The following is a 17268-nucleotide window of genomic DNA, read 5'->3' on the forward strand; positions in this document are numbered from 1 at the left end:
GGCGTCCCAAGACTTTAGGGCACGATCGCCGGTTGACGAAATAGTCGATTGATGTGCCGGTTTTCGGTACTTCCCGCTCCTGGGAAGCCGCTTCGCGGCGAACCGCGCGAGCGCAACATAGACGACGATCGCCGGTTATCCAAACCGGCGATTCTATGGATAGTTGTGGTGCCGATCGAGGTGCTGACCCAGCCCACGGGTCTACGCCGCTACCGACTGGCAACTCCGCGTCCGCCTGCCTTTCGCACCGATCCGGTGCAAAAGAAGGACAGCCCCGCCCCCTGCCCAAGGAGCACCGCTTGACGTCTCCGCCCCGCCGCCCCACCGACAAACTCACGGTCGACGAGTTCTGCGACGACCTCCGCATCTCGCGCTCCACCTTCTACGACTGGCGCAAGAAGGGCACAGCCCCGCGCTGCATACGCATACCCAACGGTGCTTTGCGCATCCGCCGCAGTGACTACGAGAACTGGCTGACCGACTGCGAGGACCACGCTTGAGCAACCGGTCCTTCAAGGTCCGCTTCTATGACACGGAGATATATCGGGGGAAGCGCAAGACCAGCTACACCGTGCGGTGGTCCGTCAACGGAAGGCGTCACGGCCAGAGTTATGCCACGAGTGCGCTCGCCGAATCCTTCCGTGCAACGCTACGCGTAGCCGCGAACAACGGCGAACCGTTCGACATGGACACCGGCCTGCCGGTCTCACACGCCACCTCGGCTGCCGAGGTCACCACCTACGAATTCGCCCTCCAGTACGTCGACATGAAATGGCCGCGCATCTCGGCCAACAACCGTAAGAACACCGCCAAGGCCCTCACCAAGGTCACTCTCGCGTTGCTGCGTACCGAACTCCCGGACCGGTTCGACCCGATCGACGTACGCCGGGCACTGCGCGAGTACGCCTTCAACAAGATCCGACGCGCCGAGGCGCCGCCCGAGGTCCGCACCATCCTGTCGTGGATAGCCCGCAACTCCCTGCCCATGACGGCCTGGGAGGACACCAAACGCGTCGACGCCGTCCTGCACGCGCTCGACACGCTTCTGGACGGCAGCCCGGCCGCCGCCAGCTCCGTCAAGCGCGAGCAGCGAATCCTCAACGTGGCGATGAAGTACGCCGTCCGGCAGAAGATCCTCACCGCCAACCCGCTCCCCAAGGGCAAGGAGGAAGGCGCTGCCCCCAAGGTGGCCGAGGCCGTCGACAAGCGGTCGCTGCTCAACCCGGTGCAGGTCGCCCGCCTTCTGGCCTGGATCGCCGACCGCCCCCGCACCGGACACCGCCTCCACGCCTTCTTCGCCACCCTGTACTACGCCGGTCTGCGGCCGGAGGAGGCCGTAGCCCTCCGCGTCAGCGCCACTACACTGCCCGCCGAGGGCTGGGGCGAGCTGCTCGTCCACACCGCCGAGCCCGAGGTCGGCAGCCAGTGGACCGACGACGGCCGCGTCCACGAGACCCGAGACCTCAAGGGTCGCGCCGAGGGCGACACCCGCCCCGTCCCCGCCCACCCCGCACTCGTCGCTGTCCTCCGCGACCTGATCAAGAGGGACGGCCTCCAGCCGGGCGACCTCTTCTTCCCCGGCGAGAAGGGCGGGCTGCTGGCCGGATCGGTCTTCCGCCGAGCCTGGAACAAGGCCCGCGAGGCCGTCCTGCCGGAGCACGAATACGAGTCACCCGTGGGCAAGCGCGTCTACGACCTACGCCACACCTGCCTGACCACCTGGCTCAACAACGGCATCCCACCCGCCCAGGTCGCCGAGTGGGCCGGCAACAGCGTCCCCGTCCTACTCGCCACCTACGCCCGGTGCATCACGGGTCAGCTCGCCGAACTCCAGCAGCGCATCGAAGGCCCCCAGCGACTGCCCGCCGGGTCGGCCCCGAGCACGCCCGTTCCCAAGCCTGGGACTACCCCCGCACCGCGTCGCCGGGCCTGACCCAGGCGCCGGAGGGCGCGGCGACCTCCACCTCCGGCACCGCCGTTCAGTCGGCGATGTTGACGCCGTATCCGCGTGCGAGGGTGTCGAGGCCGTGGTCGTAGCCCTGGCCGACGGCTCGAAGGCGCCACACCGGGCCACGGCGGTAGACCTCCGCGAGCAGCATGGTGCGTTCGGTGGTGGCGGCGTCCAGGGTTGCCCGGGCGAGCGGTGCGCCGCTGCTGCCGGGGGCGGCACCGATCTGGATCGCACCGACCGTCCCGAAGGTGGCGGCGCCGTCGATGGCGGCGGCGACGACGACCTTGCGCGTCGCGGGCGGCAGGGAGGCCAGGTTGAGGGCGATGGTCTGTTCGGCGGGGCCGCCGGTCAGCAGCCGCGCGGTTCCGGACGGGTTCTCCGGGGCGCCGTAGAAGATGAAGTCCTCGTCGAAGGTGACCTGCTCGTCCTCGTCGAGGAGGAAGGCGACGACGTCGATCCCGTGGTCGGACTGCGGGGCCCAGCCGGCGGTGACGTACCACTCCGGCGCGGCTCTGCCCTGCGGCATGGGCAGGTCGATGACGCCGCCTCTCGGCATCACGTGCGGCTCCTGAGTCCGGAACGTCGCCGAGGTCGGAGCGGTGACGGCCGGAGCACTGAGCCAGTGGAGGTCGTGCACGGGGAGTTCGAGGGCGGTGATGCGGCTCATGCGCCGGTCACCCTCCCCTCCCTTCAGGAGTACGACGTCGGTGACGCTGGCGGAGAGGTTGATGGCCGCGGACCCTCCGAGTTCGACGATGCGGGTACGGGCCGCCGCGGCATCGGCATGGACACCGCCGAGCACTAGTACGCGACGCCCGGCCAGAGGCTTGTCCGACGTGCCGACGGAGGGCACCGGTCGGCGCGGAGCGGGTACCCCCGTACCGGATGCGGCCCGGGGGAGGGCTGCGGCTTGCGGGACGGGTACGGCACCGGTTGGGGTGCGCGCTGACTCCACGGGTCCGACGACTGGTACTGGTTCCGGCTCGGCCACTGGGGTGACAGCCGCGGCCGTCGTCTCATGTGCTGTTCCCGGCCGTACGTCGGCCAGCAGCCGCAGGAAGGTGTGCTCGTCGATGACCGGCACGCCTTCGGCGACTGCGCGTCGGGCCTTCGCCGAACCAGACGCCGGTTCATTGGTGACCAGCACGCTGGTGTGTCGGCTGACGGAGGTCATCATGTTCAGCCCGGCGGCGACCGCCCGCCCCACCAGCTCCGCACGGGCATGGGCGGTCTCACCGGTGATCGCGACCTTCATCCCCTGCTGGAGAGGCCCGCCGGGAGTCATGCGTCCCGGGTTGCGGTAGGCGCAGGGAGTCTTTGGCGGCTTCGGTGTGAACTGCGACTCCGCCCGGGGCGGGCAGGCCACCAGTGGCAAGGGCAGATCGAGCCGCGCCGCCTCACGCAGAGACGCCCGCAGGATCCCGGCCAGCACACGGGTGTCGTCCAGCGCATCGTGCGCACGCTGCTGAGGGACGCCGTAATGGGCGGCGAGGGTGCCGAGCTTCATGTCGTTCGTCGGCGGGTCCACCTGGCGGTTCAGAGCCAGGGTGCACAGCCGCTGCGACACCGGCAGCCACATCCGCGCGCGGGCGAACTCGTGAGCCAGGAAGTCGTAGTCGAACTGGGCGTTGTGGGCGACCAGGACCCGGTCCTGGAGCATCGCGCCGATCCGCCCGGCGACCTGGTCGAAGCTCGGCGCACCCTGCAACCGCTCGACGGTCAGCCCGTGCACCTCCACCGGTCCCGGGTCGCAGGCCGGATTGAGCAGGGTCGAGAACTCCCCGGTCTGCTCGCCGTCCGGGCCGATCGTGATCACCGCGACGGACAGCACGCGGTCTCGCCGGGCTATGAGGCCCGACGTCTCCACATCAACCAGGGCCCAGTCGTGTGCGTAGTCGCCCGTGTCGGGCACGTCGAAGGAGGTGGAGACGAGACTCATGGCGGCAGGGATGATCTGACATTCAGAGCTCCTTCAACCTGTATGGCGATTTGCCCCCATCTGAGGGGTGTGGCCGGGTGATCGTCGCGCCTCGACCGCCGAGGGGTTGCAGAAAGATCGCTTCGGAACTTCGGGAAGTTTTCGGGAAGGACACCCGTCGAGGGCCGGACGAAATCGTCTCCAGCCGGACACCTGCCGACTCCGCCCGGGGCCCACCCGCACCCCTGAAACTGCTCTGTCGAGCCCGATTAAACGGCATCTGACCAGCAAAAATGCCCTCCCGATGGGAGGGTGGAGACTGGGCGCCCCCGGCAGGACTCGAACCTGCGGCCAAGCGCTTAGAAGGCGCCTGCTCTATCCACTGAGCTACGGGGGCCTGGTGTGGCCTCTGTCGCGGTGCCCGGGTACGGGCTGTTCCCTGACGTTGCCGGGGACAAGGATAGGGCTCCCGGATCCGTGTCCCTGTCGCTCCTCCTCCGTGGCTCGGTGTGGAGGTTCGGTGAAGCGGTCCCGATAATCGCAGGCAGGTACGAATCGTGCATCGCTTTTGGCGCCCCGCGTCCCGGGTGTTGTGTACTCGTTATGCCTCGGCTGTGCCCATGTCCCGCTCATCCCTTCCGTCCCTTGTGTTCCATCGGCGCGCAGACATGTCTATATGCTTCAGAATTCCCCTAAAATTGGGCATTCTTCGCATGTGGTGACCTTGGACGTACGGCCTCAGCTGCTCGACGCACTCTCCGCCCTGCGCGACCGTGTCGCCGCCGCACGCTTCCCGCTGCCCCTGGCGGGGGCCGCACGCGCGCGTGCGAACCGCGACGAACTCCTCGCGCAGCTCGACGACTACCTGGTGCCCCGGTTGAGAGAACCCGAAGCACCCCTGCTGGCCGTCGTGGGCGGCTCCACCGGCGCGGGCAAGTCGACCCTCGTCAACTCCCTCGTGGGGAGACGGGTCAGCGAGGCGGGGGTGCTGCGGCCCACGACCCGGACGCCGGTGCTCGTCTGCCATCCGGAGGACCACCACTGGTTCAGCGGGATGCGCGTACTGCCCGACCTCACGCGTGTGTGGGTGCCCCAGCGCGAGTCGGCGGACGATCTCCTCCTCCCCGGGGAGGACCCCGCGCGCGTCCTCAGGATCGAGACCGCCGACACCCTGCCGCCCGGCCTCGCCCTCCTCGACGCCCCCGACGTCGACTCCCTGGTGGCCGACAACCGCGTCCTCGCCGCCGAGCTGATCTGCGCCGCCGACATCTGGGTCATGGTCACGACGGCCGCCCGCTACGCCGACGCCGTGCCCTGGCACCTGCTGCGCACCGCCAAGGAGTACCGGGCCACCCTCGTGACCGTCCTGGACCGGGTACCCCACCAGGTCGTCTCCGAGGTCTCCCGGCAGTACGGGGCGCTGCTCACCAAGGCCGGGCTCGGCGACGTACCCCGCTTCACCGTGCCCGAGCTGCCCGAGTCGGCCTGGGGCGGCGGACTACTGCCCGCCACCGCCGTGGCGTCGCTGCGCACCTGGCTCGTCCAGCAGGCCCAGGACCCCAGCGCCCGCCAGCACACCATGGCCCGCACGGCGTACGGCCTCCTCGACTCCCTCAAGGCCCGGCTGCCCGAACTCGCCGGTGCCGCCGCCGCGCAGTACGCCGCCGCCCTGCGGCTCACCGGCGCCGTCGACACCGCCTACGACAGCGAACACTCGCGCGTACGGGGGCGGTTGCAGCTGGGGGCCGTACTCGCCGGGGACGCGCTGAAACGCTGGCGCGCCTTCCCCCTCGACTGCACCGCGGCCGAACTCCTCGACGCCCTGGTGGAGAGCCTGTGCGAGCTGCTGCTGTGCGCCGTCACCGCCGCCGACGAACGCGTCGACGACGCCTGGCGGCGCGAACCCGCGGCGGGCGCGCCGGAACTCACCGCCGCCCAGGAGCCGTCCACCGAGACCGTCGAGCACCGCATCGGGCTGGCGGTACGGCGGTGGCGGCGCGAGGTGGAGGAGTACGCCGAGGAGGAGGTGCGCGAACTCGACCGGAGCGTCGCGCCCGACCCCGAGGTGATCGCCGCGCTCGTCGCCACGGCGCTGCTGGGCGGCCGACGGGCGCGCTCCGCGGGGGAGGGCCTCGCCGAGCGGATCGGCGCCCACGGCGCGCTGCGGCTGCGCGACCGGGGCGGGCGTCTGCTCATCGACTGTCTGGACCGGGTGATGAACACCGAGCGCGAACGCCGTCTCGCCCCGCTGGACGCCATGGAGGTCCACCCGGAGCCACAGGCCGAACTCATCGCCGCGCTGTCCGTACTTCAGAAGGAGAGGTGACCGGTGACCGCCGTCACTGACCAGGACCACACGGAACAGGCCGAGCACATCGAGCACATCGAGCACATCGAGCACGCGGAGCGCACCGAGGGTGCCGCCGAGGCCGAGGCCGATGACGCTTCCGCGGAGGGCGCGTCCGAGGGGCGTGAGGAGGCCGACTCGGAAGAGGACGGCGACGAGCCGGACGATCCCCCCGCGAAGCCTTCGGCACCCCGCGCGGCGGAGCAGGGGGCCGACCGGAACGACCGGGATGACGCCCAGGAGGCGGGCTCCGAGGAGGACTCCAAGGAGGAGCCCGAGGTGCGACCCGAGGAGGACTCCAAGGCGGTGCCCGAGGCGGTGCCCGAGGTGCGATCCGAGGGGGACTCCGAGGCGGTGCCCGAGGTGCGACCCGAGGGGGACTCCAAAGCGGTCCCTCAGCCGGTCTCCCAGGCGGACTCCCCCCAAACCGGCTCCAAGACCGGCGCTGCCTCGGAGCAGCGGCAGACCGCGCGCCCCTCCGGTGCCGCCCCCGCTCCCGCGCCTCCCGGTGAGCGCCCTGCTGACCGCCGTAGGAACCGCCGTACGGAGGCCACCGGGCGCCGTACGGGGGACGACGACGCGGACCCGGGGGGCGGCTGGGACGACGGGCTGATCGCGCGGCGGGTGAGCGAGGAGGCCGCGGCCCGGCAGGCAGCCGCTGCCGCCGCCGTCGCCGTCGTGGAGACCCGGACGCCGGGACCGCGGAGCGTGCCGCAGCTGGCGTACGACGGGCCGTTGCGGTCGCGGCTGGACGCCATGCGGGAGCTGGTCGGGCTCTCGCGCGCGCGGCTCGACGGCCGGACGCTCGGCGAGGCGGGCCGGGTCCTGGACGAGGCCGCCGCGCGGCGCAGGCTCTCGGGGCAGCACACCGTCGTCGCCATCGCGGGCGCGACCGGCAGCGGCAAGTCCCAGCTGTTCAACGCGCTCGCCGGCGTGACCATCTCCGAGACGGGGGTACGACGGCCCACCACCGCCTCGCCCATCGCGTGCAGTTGGAGCGACGGCGCCGCGAGCCTGATCGACCGGCTGGGCATCCCGGGACGGTTGCGCCGCCGCCCCGTGCAGAGCCCCGAGGCGGAGGAGCAACTGCGCGGACTGGTCCTGGTGGACCTGCCCGACCTGGACTCGGCGGCCGTACAGCACCGGGAGCAGGCGGACCGGGTGCTGGCGCTCGTCGACGCGGTGATCTGGGTCGTCGATCCGGAGAAGTACGCCGACGCCGTCCTCCACGAGCGCTATCTGCGGCCCATGGCCGGTCACGCGGAGGTCATGTTCGTCGTCCTGAACCAGATCGACCGGCTGCCCGGAGAGGCCGCCGAGCAGGTCCTCGACGATCTGCGGCGTCTCCTCGACGAGGACGGCATCGCCCTGGGGGAGTACGGCGAACCGGGCGCGTCCGTGCTCGCGGTGTCGGCGCTCACCGGGGACGGCCTCGGCGAACTGCGGGAGTCGCTCGGCCAGTTCGTGGCGGAGCGCGGCGCGGCGGCCCGCCGCATCTCCGCCGACCTGGACGCCGCCGCCGTACGGCTGTGGCCGGTGTACGCCACCGGGAGGCGCAGCGGGCTCAGCGAACGTGCGCGGGACGAGTTCTCCGCGCGGCTCGCGGACGCCGTCGGCGCCACCGCCGCCGGGGAGGCCGCCGAACGGGCGTGGCTGCGCAACGCCAACCGGGCGTGTGGGACGCCGTGGCTGCGGCTGTGGCGCTGGTTCGAGGGGCGGCGTGATCCGTTGACCGGGCGGTTCCCGGTCCGCCCGCAGCCGGAGGAGGAGGCCACCGCGCGGCAGCGCGTCGAGCAGGCGGTGCGTACGGTGGCCGACCGGGCGTCGGCCGGGCTGCCCGCGCCCTGGGCGCAGGCCGTGCGGGAGGCCGCCGTACGCGGGTCGCAGGGGTTGCCGGAGGCGCTGGACGAGCTGGCCGCGCGGGCCGGACTGCCGCCGGGGCGTCCGCCGCGGCCGGGCTGGTGGCCCGCGGCCGTCCTCGCCCAGGCGTCCATGACGCTGCTTCAGGTGGTCGGCGGCCTGTGGCTGGTGGGACAGATCGTGGGGGTGATGTCGCCGAACCTGGGGGTGCCGGTGCTGCTGATGGTGGCCGGGATCGTCGGCGGACCGCTCGTCGAGTGGAGTTGCAGGATGGCCGCCCGGGGACCGGCCCGACGCTACGGCCTGGAGGCGGAACGCCGGTTGCGGGACGCGGCGGCCGGGTGCGGGCGGGCGCGGGTGCTCGACCCGGTGGCGGCGGAGCTGCTGCGGTACCGGGAGGTACGGGAGCAGTACGCGCGGGTGATCGGGGCGGGGGAGGCGGTGGGGGTGCCCGCGGGGAGGTGATGGCCCGGGGCCCTGGTGGGGGAGACCGAGGTGGGGTGGTCACTCGCCTGGGTGGCGGAGTTGTCCACAGGCGGGGGTTGGTCCACAGCGCTCAGCGGGTCCGGCCCGGCGGAGGCAGTCTGGCGGTGCGGCGATCGCGACGGAGGCGGTCGCCCGGCAGACGCAGCCGTACGGGACGGACCCGTCGGCGTATCCGTCCGCGCCCGGCGTGATCGTCCCGGGGCGGGCAGGGAGGGGACAGCCATGAACGAGACGGTGATCTGCGTGGTGGGCAACGTCGCGACGCAGCCGGTGTACCGGGAGCTGGCGTCGGGTCCGTCGACCCGGTTCCGGCTGGCGGTGACCGCGCGGTACTGGGACCGGGAGAAGAGCGCGTGGACGGACGGGCACACCAACTTCTTCACCGTGTGGGCCAACCGGCAGCTCGCCACCAACGCGATGGCCTGCCTGTCGGTGGGCGAACCCGTGATCGTGCAGGGCAGGTTGAAGGTGCGCACGGATGTGCGCGAGGGGCAGAACCGGACGTCGGCCGACATCGACGCGGTGGCGATCGGCCACGACCTGGCCCGCGGCACGACCGCCTTCCGCCGCCCGCCCGGCAGGGGGGAGCCCGCGGGAGCGGGCACAGCGCCCGCCACCCAGACGACGGCACAGCAGCCGGAGCCCAACTGGGAGACGCCGACCGGAAGTTCCGACCCCGGGGGACCGGAGCGGCCCGCGGAGACCAGGCACGGCCACCAGACCCCGGAACCGGCATTGGTGACGTAACCGTGACGGCCAGCCAAACCGCGTCTTATCGGCGGTTGAACGCCGCCCAACGGGGTGGATTTGTCGATAAGCCCTGCTCGCGACCGGTCTCGGCGATAACGATTCCGATTCGGATCGGTTGGCCGACGGGATCTCCGGGAAAAGCGGCGCGGGCCCGTACCTAGGATGCCAGAAATAGCTCTTGGGGTTACTGGGGCTGCTGATTTCTGCTGGTGGGACCTGCTCTCCGCGTCAACGGGTGCCACTCGAAGGGGAATTTCGTGCTTTCTTCGCTCTCCGCGCCGTCCGTGCTGTCGACGCTGTCCGCACCGCTCGCACTGCTTCGGCAGCCGGAGCGCAGACGGCGGGTGGCCCGTCGTGCCGCGGGCGCGGCGCTGGCCGCCGGACTGGTCGCCACCAGCGTGGCAGCCGGTGCGGGCACGGCCGTCGCGGACAGCGGGACGGCACCCCGGGGCGGGGCGACGGCGACCATCAGCGGTCTGAAGACGTACGGCGCCGCGGTGGTCCACGCGGAGAGCGGGGACCTGGAGGTGTCGGCGGGCCTGTTCGAGATGTCCGTCGAGGGCGGCGGCACCCTCCAGACCTACTGCGTCGACCTGCACAACCCCACGCAGGAGGACGCCAGGTACTACGAGACGCCGTGGAGCGGCACGTCCCTGGGCGCCAACGAGGACGCGGGCCGGATCCGCTGGATCCTCCAGAACTCCTACCCGCAGGTGAACGACCTCGCGGCACTCGCCCGCGAGGCGGGCATCAGCGGCGGCCTCACCGAGCAGGACGCGGCGGCCGGCACGCAGGTGGCCATCTGGCGCTACTCCGACGGCGCGGACGTCGACGCCGTGGACGCCGAGGCCGAGAAGCTCGCGGACTACCTGGAGAAGAACGCGCGGGACGCGGAGGAGCCGAAGGCGTCCCTCACCCTCGACCCGCCCGCGGTCTCCGGCCGCCCCGGCGAGAAGCTCGGCCCGGTGACGGTGCGCACCGACGCCGAGACGGTGACGGTCACCCCGCCGGCGAACGCCGTCACCAGCGGCGTCCGCATCGTCGACGCGGACGGCGAGCCGGTCACGTCGGCGGCCGACGGAGACCGCCTGTTCTTCGACGTCCCCGAGGACGCGGCGGACGGCACGGCGGAACTGACGCTGAACGCCACGACCACCGTCCCGGTCGGCCGCGCCTTCGCCTCCGAGAGCCGCAGCCAGACCCAGATCCTGGCCGGTTCCAGCGGGTCCACGGTCTCGGTGACGGCGACCGCGACCTGGGCCTCGACGGGCGCCATACCCGCGGTGTCCGCCCGCAAGAACTGCGCCGAGGGCGGCCTGGACATCACGGCGTCCAACGTCGGCGACGCACCCTTCACCTTCGAGCTGCTCGGCGCCGAGCACAGCATCGCCGCGGGCGCGACCAGCACGGTGACGGTCCCGTTGCGGGAAGACCAGCCCTACGACCTCACCATCACCAGCCCCACCGGCTTCGAGAAGCGCTTCACCGGGGTCCTGGACTGCAAGACCCAGGGCATGGACACCGGCATCACCACCCAGACCGGCACCGAGCCCACCCCCACGGTCAGCGCCCCCTCGGACGACCTCAACCTGGCCGCGACGGGCTCCTCCAACGCGACCCCTCTGATCGCGGGCACGGCGATCGGCCTGGTGCTGATCGGCGGCGCGTCCCTGATCCTCGTACGCCGCAGGAACACGCCGTAACACCTCAGCTCCCTCACAGGCAGCCGCAGGACCAGAAGGCGTAGGCAAGGAAGGCGGCGGCCCAGCAGAACGCAAGGGCCGCCACCCCGACCAGTCGCCCCCGCCGTCCCGCCCTGCCGGGACGCAGCACCTCCCACCCGGCGAAGCCCAGAAAAGCCAGCACAACGCCACCGGCACTCCCGGTGACACCCGGACTGCGCTCCCACCCCCAGACGAAGGCCAGCGCCAGCCCCACGAGCGCACCGCAGGCGACCACCGTCAGCACGGCCTCCCCGACGACTTCCTCCCACAGCCACCTGAAGAAGGAACCCACACCCCGAACCACCCGGACGACGCGCCCCCGCATCCCCCACACCCTCCCCACCTCACGCCACGTGCTGGCCAGTCCCCCACCAGCAACGGCTCAGCACCAGCGACCGACCACAAAACCCCAGGTCACACCCCCCACCCGATGCGCGTTTCCGCCCAGGGCTAGCCGTACGGCAAGATGGGGTGTATCTGCCCACTGCCAGATTCAAGTTGCCGGACGGTTTCTCTTGGCTGAGTTCATTTACACCATGCGCAAGGCGCGTAAAGCGCACGGCGACAAGGTGATCCTCGACGATGTCACCCTGAACTTCCTGCCGGGGGCGAAGATCGGCGTCGTCGGTCCGAACGGTGCCGGCAAGTCGACCGTGCTCAAGATCATGGCGGGGCTGGAGCAGCCGTCGAACGGGGACGCGTTCCTGTCGCCCGGGTACAGCGTCGGCATCCTGCTCCAGGAGCCGCCGCTGAGCGAGGACAAGACGGTCCTGGAGAACGTCCAGGAGGGCGTCGCCGAGATCAAGGGCAAGCTCGACCGGTTCAACGAGATCGCCGAGCTGATGGCGACCGACTACTCCGACGCGCTGCTCGACGAGATGGGCAAGCTCCAGGAGGAGCTGGACCACGCCAACGCCTGGGACCTCGACGCCCAGCTGGAGCAGGCCATGGACGCGCTCGGGTGCCCGCCCGGGGACTGGCCCGTCACCACCCTCTCCGGTGGTGAGCGGCGCCGCGTCGCGCTCTGCAAGCTGCTGCTTGAGGCGCCCGACCTGCTGCTCCTCGACGAGCCCACCAACCACCTCGACGCCGAGTCGGTGAACTGGCTGGAGCAGCACCTCGCCAAGTACGAGGGCACCGTCGTGGCCATCACCCACGACCGGTACTTCCTCGACAACGTGGCCGAGTGGATCCTCGAACTGGACCGCGGGCGCGCCTACCCGTACGAGGGCAACTACTCCACGTACCTGGAGACCAAGCAGACGCGTCTCAAGGTCGAGGGGCAGAAGGACGCCAAGCGGGCGAAGCGGCTCAAGGAAGAGCTCGAATGGGTCCGCTCCAACGCCAAGGGGCGGCAGGCCAAGTCCAAGGCCCGCCTCGCGCGGTACGAGGAGATGGCCGCCGAGGCCGAGAAGATGCGGAAGCTGGACTTCGAGGAGATCCAGATCCCGCCGGGGCCGCGGCTCGGCAGCATCGTCGTCGAGGTCAACAACCTCGGCAAGGCGTTCGGGGACAAGGTCCTGATCGACGACCTCTCCTTCACGCTGCCGCGCAACGGCATCGTCGGCGTCATCGGCCCCAACGGCGCCGGCAAGACCACGCTGTTCAAGATGATCCAGGGGCTGGAGACGCCCGACTCCGGCTCGATCAAGGTCGGCGAGACCGTCAAGATCTCGTACGTCGACCAGAGCCGCGAGAACATCGACCCGAAGAAGACCCTCTGGGCCGTCGTCTCCGACGAGCTGGACTACATCAACGTCGGCCAGGTGGAGATGCCCTCGCGGGCGTACGTCTCCGCCTTCGGGTTCAAGGGGCCGGACCAGCAGAAGCCCGCCGGAGTGCTCTCCGGTGGTGAGCGCAACCGGCTGAACCTCGCGCTCACCCTCAAGCAGGGCGGCAACCTGCTCCTCCTCGACGAGCCGACCAACGACCTCGACGTGGAGACGCTCAGCAGCCTGGAGAACGCGCTGCTGGACTTCCCCGGGTGCGCGGTGGTCGTCTCCCACGACCGGTGGTTCCTGGACCGCGTGGCCACCCACATCCTCGCCTACGAGGGCGACTCCAAGTGGTTCTGGTTCGAGGGCAACTTCGAGTCGTACGAGAAGAACAAGATCGAGCGGCTCGGGCCGGACGCCGCCCGTCCGCACCGCGCGACGTACAAGAAGCTGACTCGGGGCTGACCTTGCGGCACATCTACCGCTGCCCACTGCGCTGGGCGGACATGGACGCGTACGGGCACGTGAACAACGTGGTCTTCCTCCGCTACCTGGAGGAGGCCCGTATCGACTTCCTGTTCCGCCCGGACAAGGAGTTCCAGCAGGGGTCGGTGGTGGCGCGCCACGAGATCGACTACAAGCGGCAGCTCGTCCACCGGCACCACCCGGTCGACATCGAGCTGTGGGTCACCGAGATACGCGCCGCGTCCTTCACCCTCACCTACGAGGTGAAGGACGGGGACGTCCTCTACGTACGGGCCTCGACCGTCATCGTGCCGTTCGACTTCGAGGCCCAGCGCCCGCGCCGGATCACCTCCGAGGAACGCGAGTTCCTGCGGGAGTACATGGACGACGCGGAGGAGGCCGTCGCCGCATGACGGTGCTGGACCTCGTCGACGAGGGGGAGGCCACGGACCTCGCCGCCTTCCTCTCCCGGCTGCTCCACTACGACCGTGGAGCCGCCGTCCGTCTCCAGGCGGCGGGCAAGGCGCTCGCCGTCTTCGGACGGCCGCCGTCCTTCGAGGTGCTGGCCGTCCGCACCGCGCGGCTGGCGAAACCCTACGAGGACGGCATCGACGCCGTCCTCGACACCACCGTCTCCGCGGGGGAGTTTCTGGAGGCCGTCGACGAGCAGGCCGCCACCGCCGTCGTACCCGCCGCGGTGACCGGGCCGCCCTGGGCGGGCGTGCTGCCGCCGCGCGGCGGCTGGCGGGCGGAGCCGGGACTGCCCGGCCCCGACGACCTGCGGGCGATGGTCGCCGCCGGGGTCGCCGAGTTCCGCGCCCGGACCGGCGAACTCACCGACGAGCGGCGCACCCGGGCCGAGCTGGACCGCATCGGGCGGGAGATCTGGTCCCGGACGGTCGGGGAGACCGGGTTGCCCGTGCGGGCCGTGCACGCCGCGCAGTCGCTGGGCTTCCTGCGCGGGCCGGGCACGGCGGGCGCGGGGCTGTTCTCGTCCGGGGCCTGGCTGCGGCTGCGTACGCCGTACGGGTCCGTCGCCGTACGGGGGCCGGTGGGGGCAGGGGCGCTGCCGCTCAGCGTCCGGCGCTGAGCGGCCCCTCCGGGCGCGGGCGCCGCGGCGTCAGTCCGGCGCGTTCACCATCGACGCCGCCGCGTACGTCATGTAGCGCCACAGCTGTTCCTCGTGCTCCTCGGACAGGCCCAGCTCGTCGACCGCGACCCGCATGTGCCTCAGCCACGCGTCGTGCGCGGCGCGGTCCACGGTGAACGGCGCGTGCCGCATCCGCAGCCGCGGGTGGCCGCGGTTGTCGCTGTACGTCGTCGGGCCGCCCCAGTACTGGATCAGGAAGAGGGTCAGCCGCTCCTCGGCGGGCCCCAGGTCCTCCTCGGGGTACATCGGCCGCAGGACCGGGTCCTCGGCGACTCCCTCGTAGAAACGGTGGACGAGCCGACGGAAGGTCTCCTCCCCGCCGACCTGCTCGTAGAAGGTCTGCTCCTGAAGCGTGCCACGCCGGATCTCTTTCACGCTCCCCATGGTCTCAGACCGGGTGGACCAGGACTCAAGCCCTAGGACCACGTCAGACCGGAGCGCTGTCTTCGCTCCGGGTACTCGCCTCCGGCGCCCGTGCGCCGCACAGTGGACCCATGGGCGCGCACGCGGGCGGCAACGACCTGGACGACCTCGCCGCGTCGGCACGGGCCGCGCTGGTGCGGGAGATCGCCGCCGACGGCACCTTCGACGCGGACCCCGTCTGGCGGGCGGCGTTCGAGGCCGTCCCACGCCATCTGTTCGTGCCGTACTACTACGTCGGTGTCGTCGGCGGCTTCGAGCGCCGCTGGTGCGACAGTCCGGAGGAAGGCGCGCGGGAGCGCTGGGTGCGCGGGGCGTACGCCGACACCCCGCTCGCCACCCGGCTGCGCGACGGTGAGCTGCTCTCCTCCAGCAGCCAGCCGTCCCTGATGGCGACCATGCTGGTCGAGCTGGGCGTGACGGACGGCGACCACGTCCTGGAGATCGGCACCGGCACCGGGTACAACGCCGCCCTGCTCGCCCACCGGCTCGGCGACGACGACCTCGTCACCACCGTCGACCTGGAACCCGAGATCACCGACTCCGCCCGACGGCATCTCGCCGCCGCCGGGTACCACCCGGCCGTCAGCACCGGGGACGGGGCGCGCGGGGTACCCGAACGCGCCCCCTACGACCGGATCATCGCCACCTGCGCCCTGCCGTCCGTGCCCGGCGCCTGGATCGCCCAGTGCCGCCCCGGCGGGCGCGTGCTGACCCCGCTCGCCACCGGCCTGGTCGCGCTGACCGTGCACGACGCCGGACACGCCGAGGGCCGTTTCCTGGACACCGCCGCCTACTTCGTGCCGCTGCGGGGCGGGGGTACGGAGGGGCCCGGGCCGGACGCCGTGCCGCTGGGCGGGGTGCCGCGCCGGGGCCGGGAGCACGAACTGTTCCGCTTCCTGCTCGCCCTCACCCGGGGCCGCCTCGACCCGCAGGAGGCGTACGCCCTGTGGGAGCGCGAGGACCGGCCGGGACGCGCGCGGTACGGCATCACCGTCGTCGGCGACCGTGAGTGGGCGTGGCTGGACGACCCGGAGGGGCCGTACTCCTGGCCCCTCTCGGGCGGTCCGGACCCCGGCTTCAGCCCCGGCGGATCGTGATCGTCGTCCAGGCGCCCACGTGCACGCGGTCGCCGTCCTGGAGCGGCACCGGCACGAACGGCTGGATCGGCTCCTCCGAGCCGTTGACCGTCGTACCGTTCGTCGAGTTCTGGTCGACGATCGCCCAGGTGCCGTCCGGCTGCTGCACCAGCACCGCGTGCTGGTGCGAGACGCCCGGGTCCTCCGGCGGCACCGACAGGTCGATGTCGGGGGTCTCGCCGGTGGAGTGGCGGCGGCGGCCGATGGTGACCTGGTTGCCGGAGAGCGTGCGCTGCTGCTCCGGGGAGTACGCGGGCAGGTTGAGGCCCGCCGCCTCGGGGCCGGAGCGCTGCATCATCGACATGAAGTAGTCGCGGTCCGGGCCGATGGTCGCCAGCCAGGTCGCCGGTCGCTGCGGGGCGGCCGGGCCGGGCGGGGCCTGGGTGGCGCCGGGCTGCGGATAGCCGTAGCCGCCGGGGGCGCCGGGGCCGCCGGGGCCGCCCGGTCCGCCCGGGTTGGTTCCGGAGGGCGGGGAGAGGACCCAGTCGTCGTCGCCGAAGGGGGAGGCGCCGGGTGCGCCGCCCGGCTGGGGGCGGTTCGGGTCCTGCGGGAAGCCGGGGGGCGGGGGCGGGCCCTGTGGACCGGGGCCGCCCGGGCCGCCCTGGCCGGGGGGCTGCTGGAAGGCCTGCGGGGCGCCGCCGCCCGCGCCGGGACCCCCCGGGCCACCGGGGCCGCCGAAGCCGCTTGGTCCACCGGGCCCACCCGGCCCACCCGGCCCCGCGTGCGGCGTCGGGCCGGGCGGGGGCGGTACCGGTCGGGAGGGGTCGCCGCCGAAGGCGGACGGGCCGGGGTGCCCAGGGCCGCCAGGCCCACCGGGCGGGCCGGGAGGTCCGGACGGTCCCGGGTCGCCGCCGAACGGCGAACCGGGCGGGCCCGGTGGGATCGGCTCCGCCGGGCGGTTCATCTGGGACGGGCGTGAGCCCTGGTACTCGTACGAGTCACCGCCCCCGAAGGACGGCGGCGGGCCGGACGGCCGCTGGAAGTTCGGGCCCCCGGTGCCCGGCGACGAGGGGCGCGGCGCGGCCGGGGTGTACGAGGTCGCGGTGTTGGTGAGGAAGTTCCACCGGCACTCCTCGCAGAACGGCGCGCCGCCCTCGCGGGGCGTACGGCACTGCGGGCAGAGTTCCGGTTCGGGGTTCCCCCGGCCACCGCCGGGCGGCGGGAAGCCGTAGCCGCCGCCCGGGGGCGGTGGCGGCGGGGGCGGAGGCACGGCACCGGCCATGCGGTGACCGCAGACCTCGCACCAGTCGTCGGAACCCGACTGGTGTCCGTTCGGGCAGGTCGGCATGTCGGCGCTTCCCCCTCTCCTTTCCGGCCGCTCCGGCCGGATTTCTCCCCACCCC

Annotated in this window: 14 protein-coding genes and 1 tRNA gene; 10 read left to right on the forward strand and 5 right to left on the reverse strand. The window is 72.1% G+C overall.

The genetic code is table 11. The features are described from left to right. Window positions 1-299 precede the first annotated feature (299 nt). A complete protein-coding gene (locus tag ABZ659_RS04450) occupies window positions 300-500 on the forward strand; it encodes a helix-turn-helix domain-containing protein (RefSeq protein WP_124442202.1) in 201 nt (66 codons plus the stop codon). A gap of 185 nt (window positions 501-685) precedes the next feature. Beyond that, window positions 686-1933 (forward strand): tyrosine-type recombinase/integrase, encoded by a 1248-nt coding sequence (locus ABZ659_RS04455; RefSeq protein WP_360213286.1) that lies wholly within the window; start codon window positions 686-688, stop codon window positions 1931-1933. Between the two features lie 46 nt (window positions 1934-1979). Here ABZ659_RS04455 and ABZ659_RS04460 read toward each other — a convergent pair whose 3' ends face one another. Together ABZ659_RS04460 and ABZ659_RS04465 are read right to left on the reverse strand one after the other, a co-directional pair. Then, a complete protein-coding gene (locus tag ABZ659_RS04460) occupies window positions 1980-3890 on the reverse strand; it encodes a TerD family protein (protein ID WP_360213288.1) in 1911 nt (636 codons plus the stop codon). Window positions 3891-4193: 303 nt separating this feature from the next. Further along, window positions 4194-4266: transfer RNA gene (locus ABZ659_RS04465), tRNA-Arg, on the reverse strand. A 318-nt stretch (window positions 4267-4584) separates the two neighbouring features. Between ABZ659_RS04465 and ABZ659_RS04470 the strand changes: the two genes are divergently transcribed. From ABZ659_RS04470 to ABZ659_RS04485, 4 genes are all read left to right on the forward strand, one after another. Continuing rightward, entirely contained in the window at window positions 4585-6195 is a 1611-nt protein-coding gene (locus ABZ659_RS04470; protein WP_360213290.1) for a dynamin family protein, read from the forward strand. Between the two features lie 3 nt (window positions 6196-6198). Next, on the forward strand, window positions 6199-8541 hold the full coding sequence (locus ABZ659_RS04475) for a GTPase (RefSeq protein ID WP_360213292.1): 2343 nt from the start codon (window positions 6199-6201) through the stop codon (window positions 8539-8541). 243 nt (window positions 8542-8784) lie between these two features. Beyond that, window positions 8785-9309: a single-stranded DNA-binding protein gene (locus tag ABZ659_RS04480; protein ID WP_360213294.1), complete on the forward strand. Its 525-nt coding sequence runs from the start codon at window positions 8785-8787 to the stop codon at window positions 9307-9309. Window positions 9310-9683: 374 nt separating this feature from the next. Next, entirely contained in the window at window positions 9684-11015 is a 1332-nt protein-coding gene (locus ABZ659_RS04485; protein WP_360213412.1) for a TQXA domain-containing protein, read from the forward strand. Between the two features lie 13 nt (window positions 11016-11028). On the opposite strand, the gene ABZ659_RS04490 is transcribed toward ABZ659_RS04485, so the two are convergent. Further along, window positions 11029-11328 carry a hypothetical protein gene (locus tag ABZ659_RS04490; protein ID WP_360213296.1) on the reverse strand — a complete coding sequence of 100 codons (300 nt, stop codon included), beginning with the start codon at window positions 11326-11328 and terminating at the stop codon, window positions 11029-11031. A gap of 223 nt (window positions 11329-11551) precedes the next feature. Between ABZ659_RS04490 and ettA the strand changes: the two genes are divergently transcribed. The 3 genes from ettA to ABZ659_RS04505 are packed head-to-tail and all read left to right on the forward strand — an operon-like array spanning window position 11552 to window position 14306. Further along, on the forward strand, window positions 11552-13216 hold the full coding sequence (ettA, locus tag ABZ659_RS04495; protein WP_360213298.1) for an energy-dependent translational throttle protein EttA: 1665 nt from the start codon (window positions 11552-11554) through the stop codon (window positions 13214-13216). A gap of 2 nt (window positions 13217-13218) precedes the next feature. Beyond that, window positions 13219-13629 carry a thioesterase family protein gene (locus ABZ659_RS04500; protein WP_360213300.1) on the forward strand — a complete coding sequence of 137 codons (411 nt, stop codon included), beginning with the start codon at window positions 13219-13221 and terminating at the stop codon, window positions 13627-13629. Beyond that, the gene (locus ABZ659_RS04505) at window positions 13626-14306 is read left to right on the forward strand and encodes a hypothetical protein (RefSeq protein WP_360213302.1); all 681 of its coding nucleotides are present in this window, start codon (window positions 13626-13628) and stop codon (window positions 14304-14306) included. Before ABZ659_RS04500 ends, ABZ659_RS04505 begins: the two co-directional genes overlap by 4 nt. A 30-nt stretch (window positions 14307-14336) precedes the next feature. Here ABZ659_RS04505 and ABZ659_RS04510 read toward each other — a convergent pair whose 3' ends face one another. Continuing rightward, complete coding sequence (locus ABZ659_RS04510; protein ID WP_360213304.1) at window positions 14337-14750, reverse strand: globin; 414 nt, start codon at window positions 14748-14750, stop codon at window positions 14337-14339. A 110-nt stretch (window positions 14751-14860) separates the two neighbouring features. Here ABZ659_RS04510 and ABZ659_RS04515 point away from each other — a divergent pair, with 110 nt between their 5' ends. After that, entirely contained in the window at window positions 14861-15886 is a 1026-nt protein-coding gene (locus ABZ659_RS04515) for a methyltransferase domain-containing protein (protein ID WP_360213306.1), read from the forward strand. Here the strand turns inward: ABZ659_RS04515 and ABZ659_RS04520 are convergent. Further along, entirely contained in the window at window positions 15867-17213 is a 1347-nt protein-coding gene (locus tag ABZ659_RS04520; RefSeq protein WP_360213308.1) for an FHA domain-containing protein, read from the reverse strand. The genes ABZ659_RS04515 and ABZ659_RS04520 overlap by 20 nt on opposite strands. Between the last annotated feature and the right edge of the window lie 55 nt (window positions 17214-17268).

Origin of the sequence: Streptomyces sp. NPDC006997 (genome assembly GCF_040635175.1) — a bacterium.
Classification (GTDB): Bacteria; Actinomycetota; Actinomycetes; order Streptomycetales; family Streptomycetaceae; genus Streptomyces.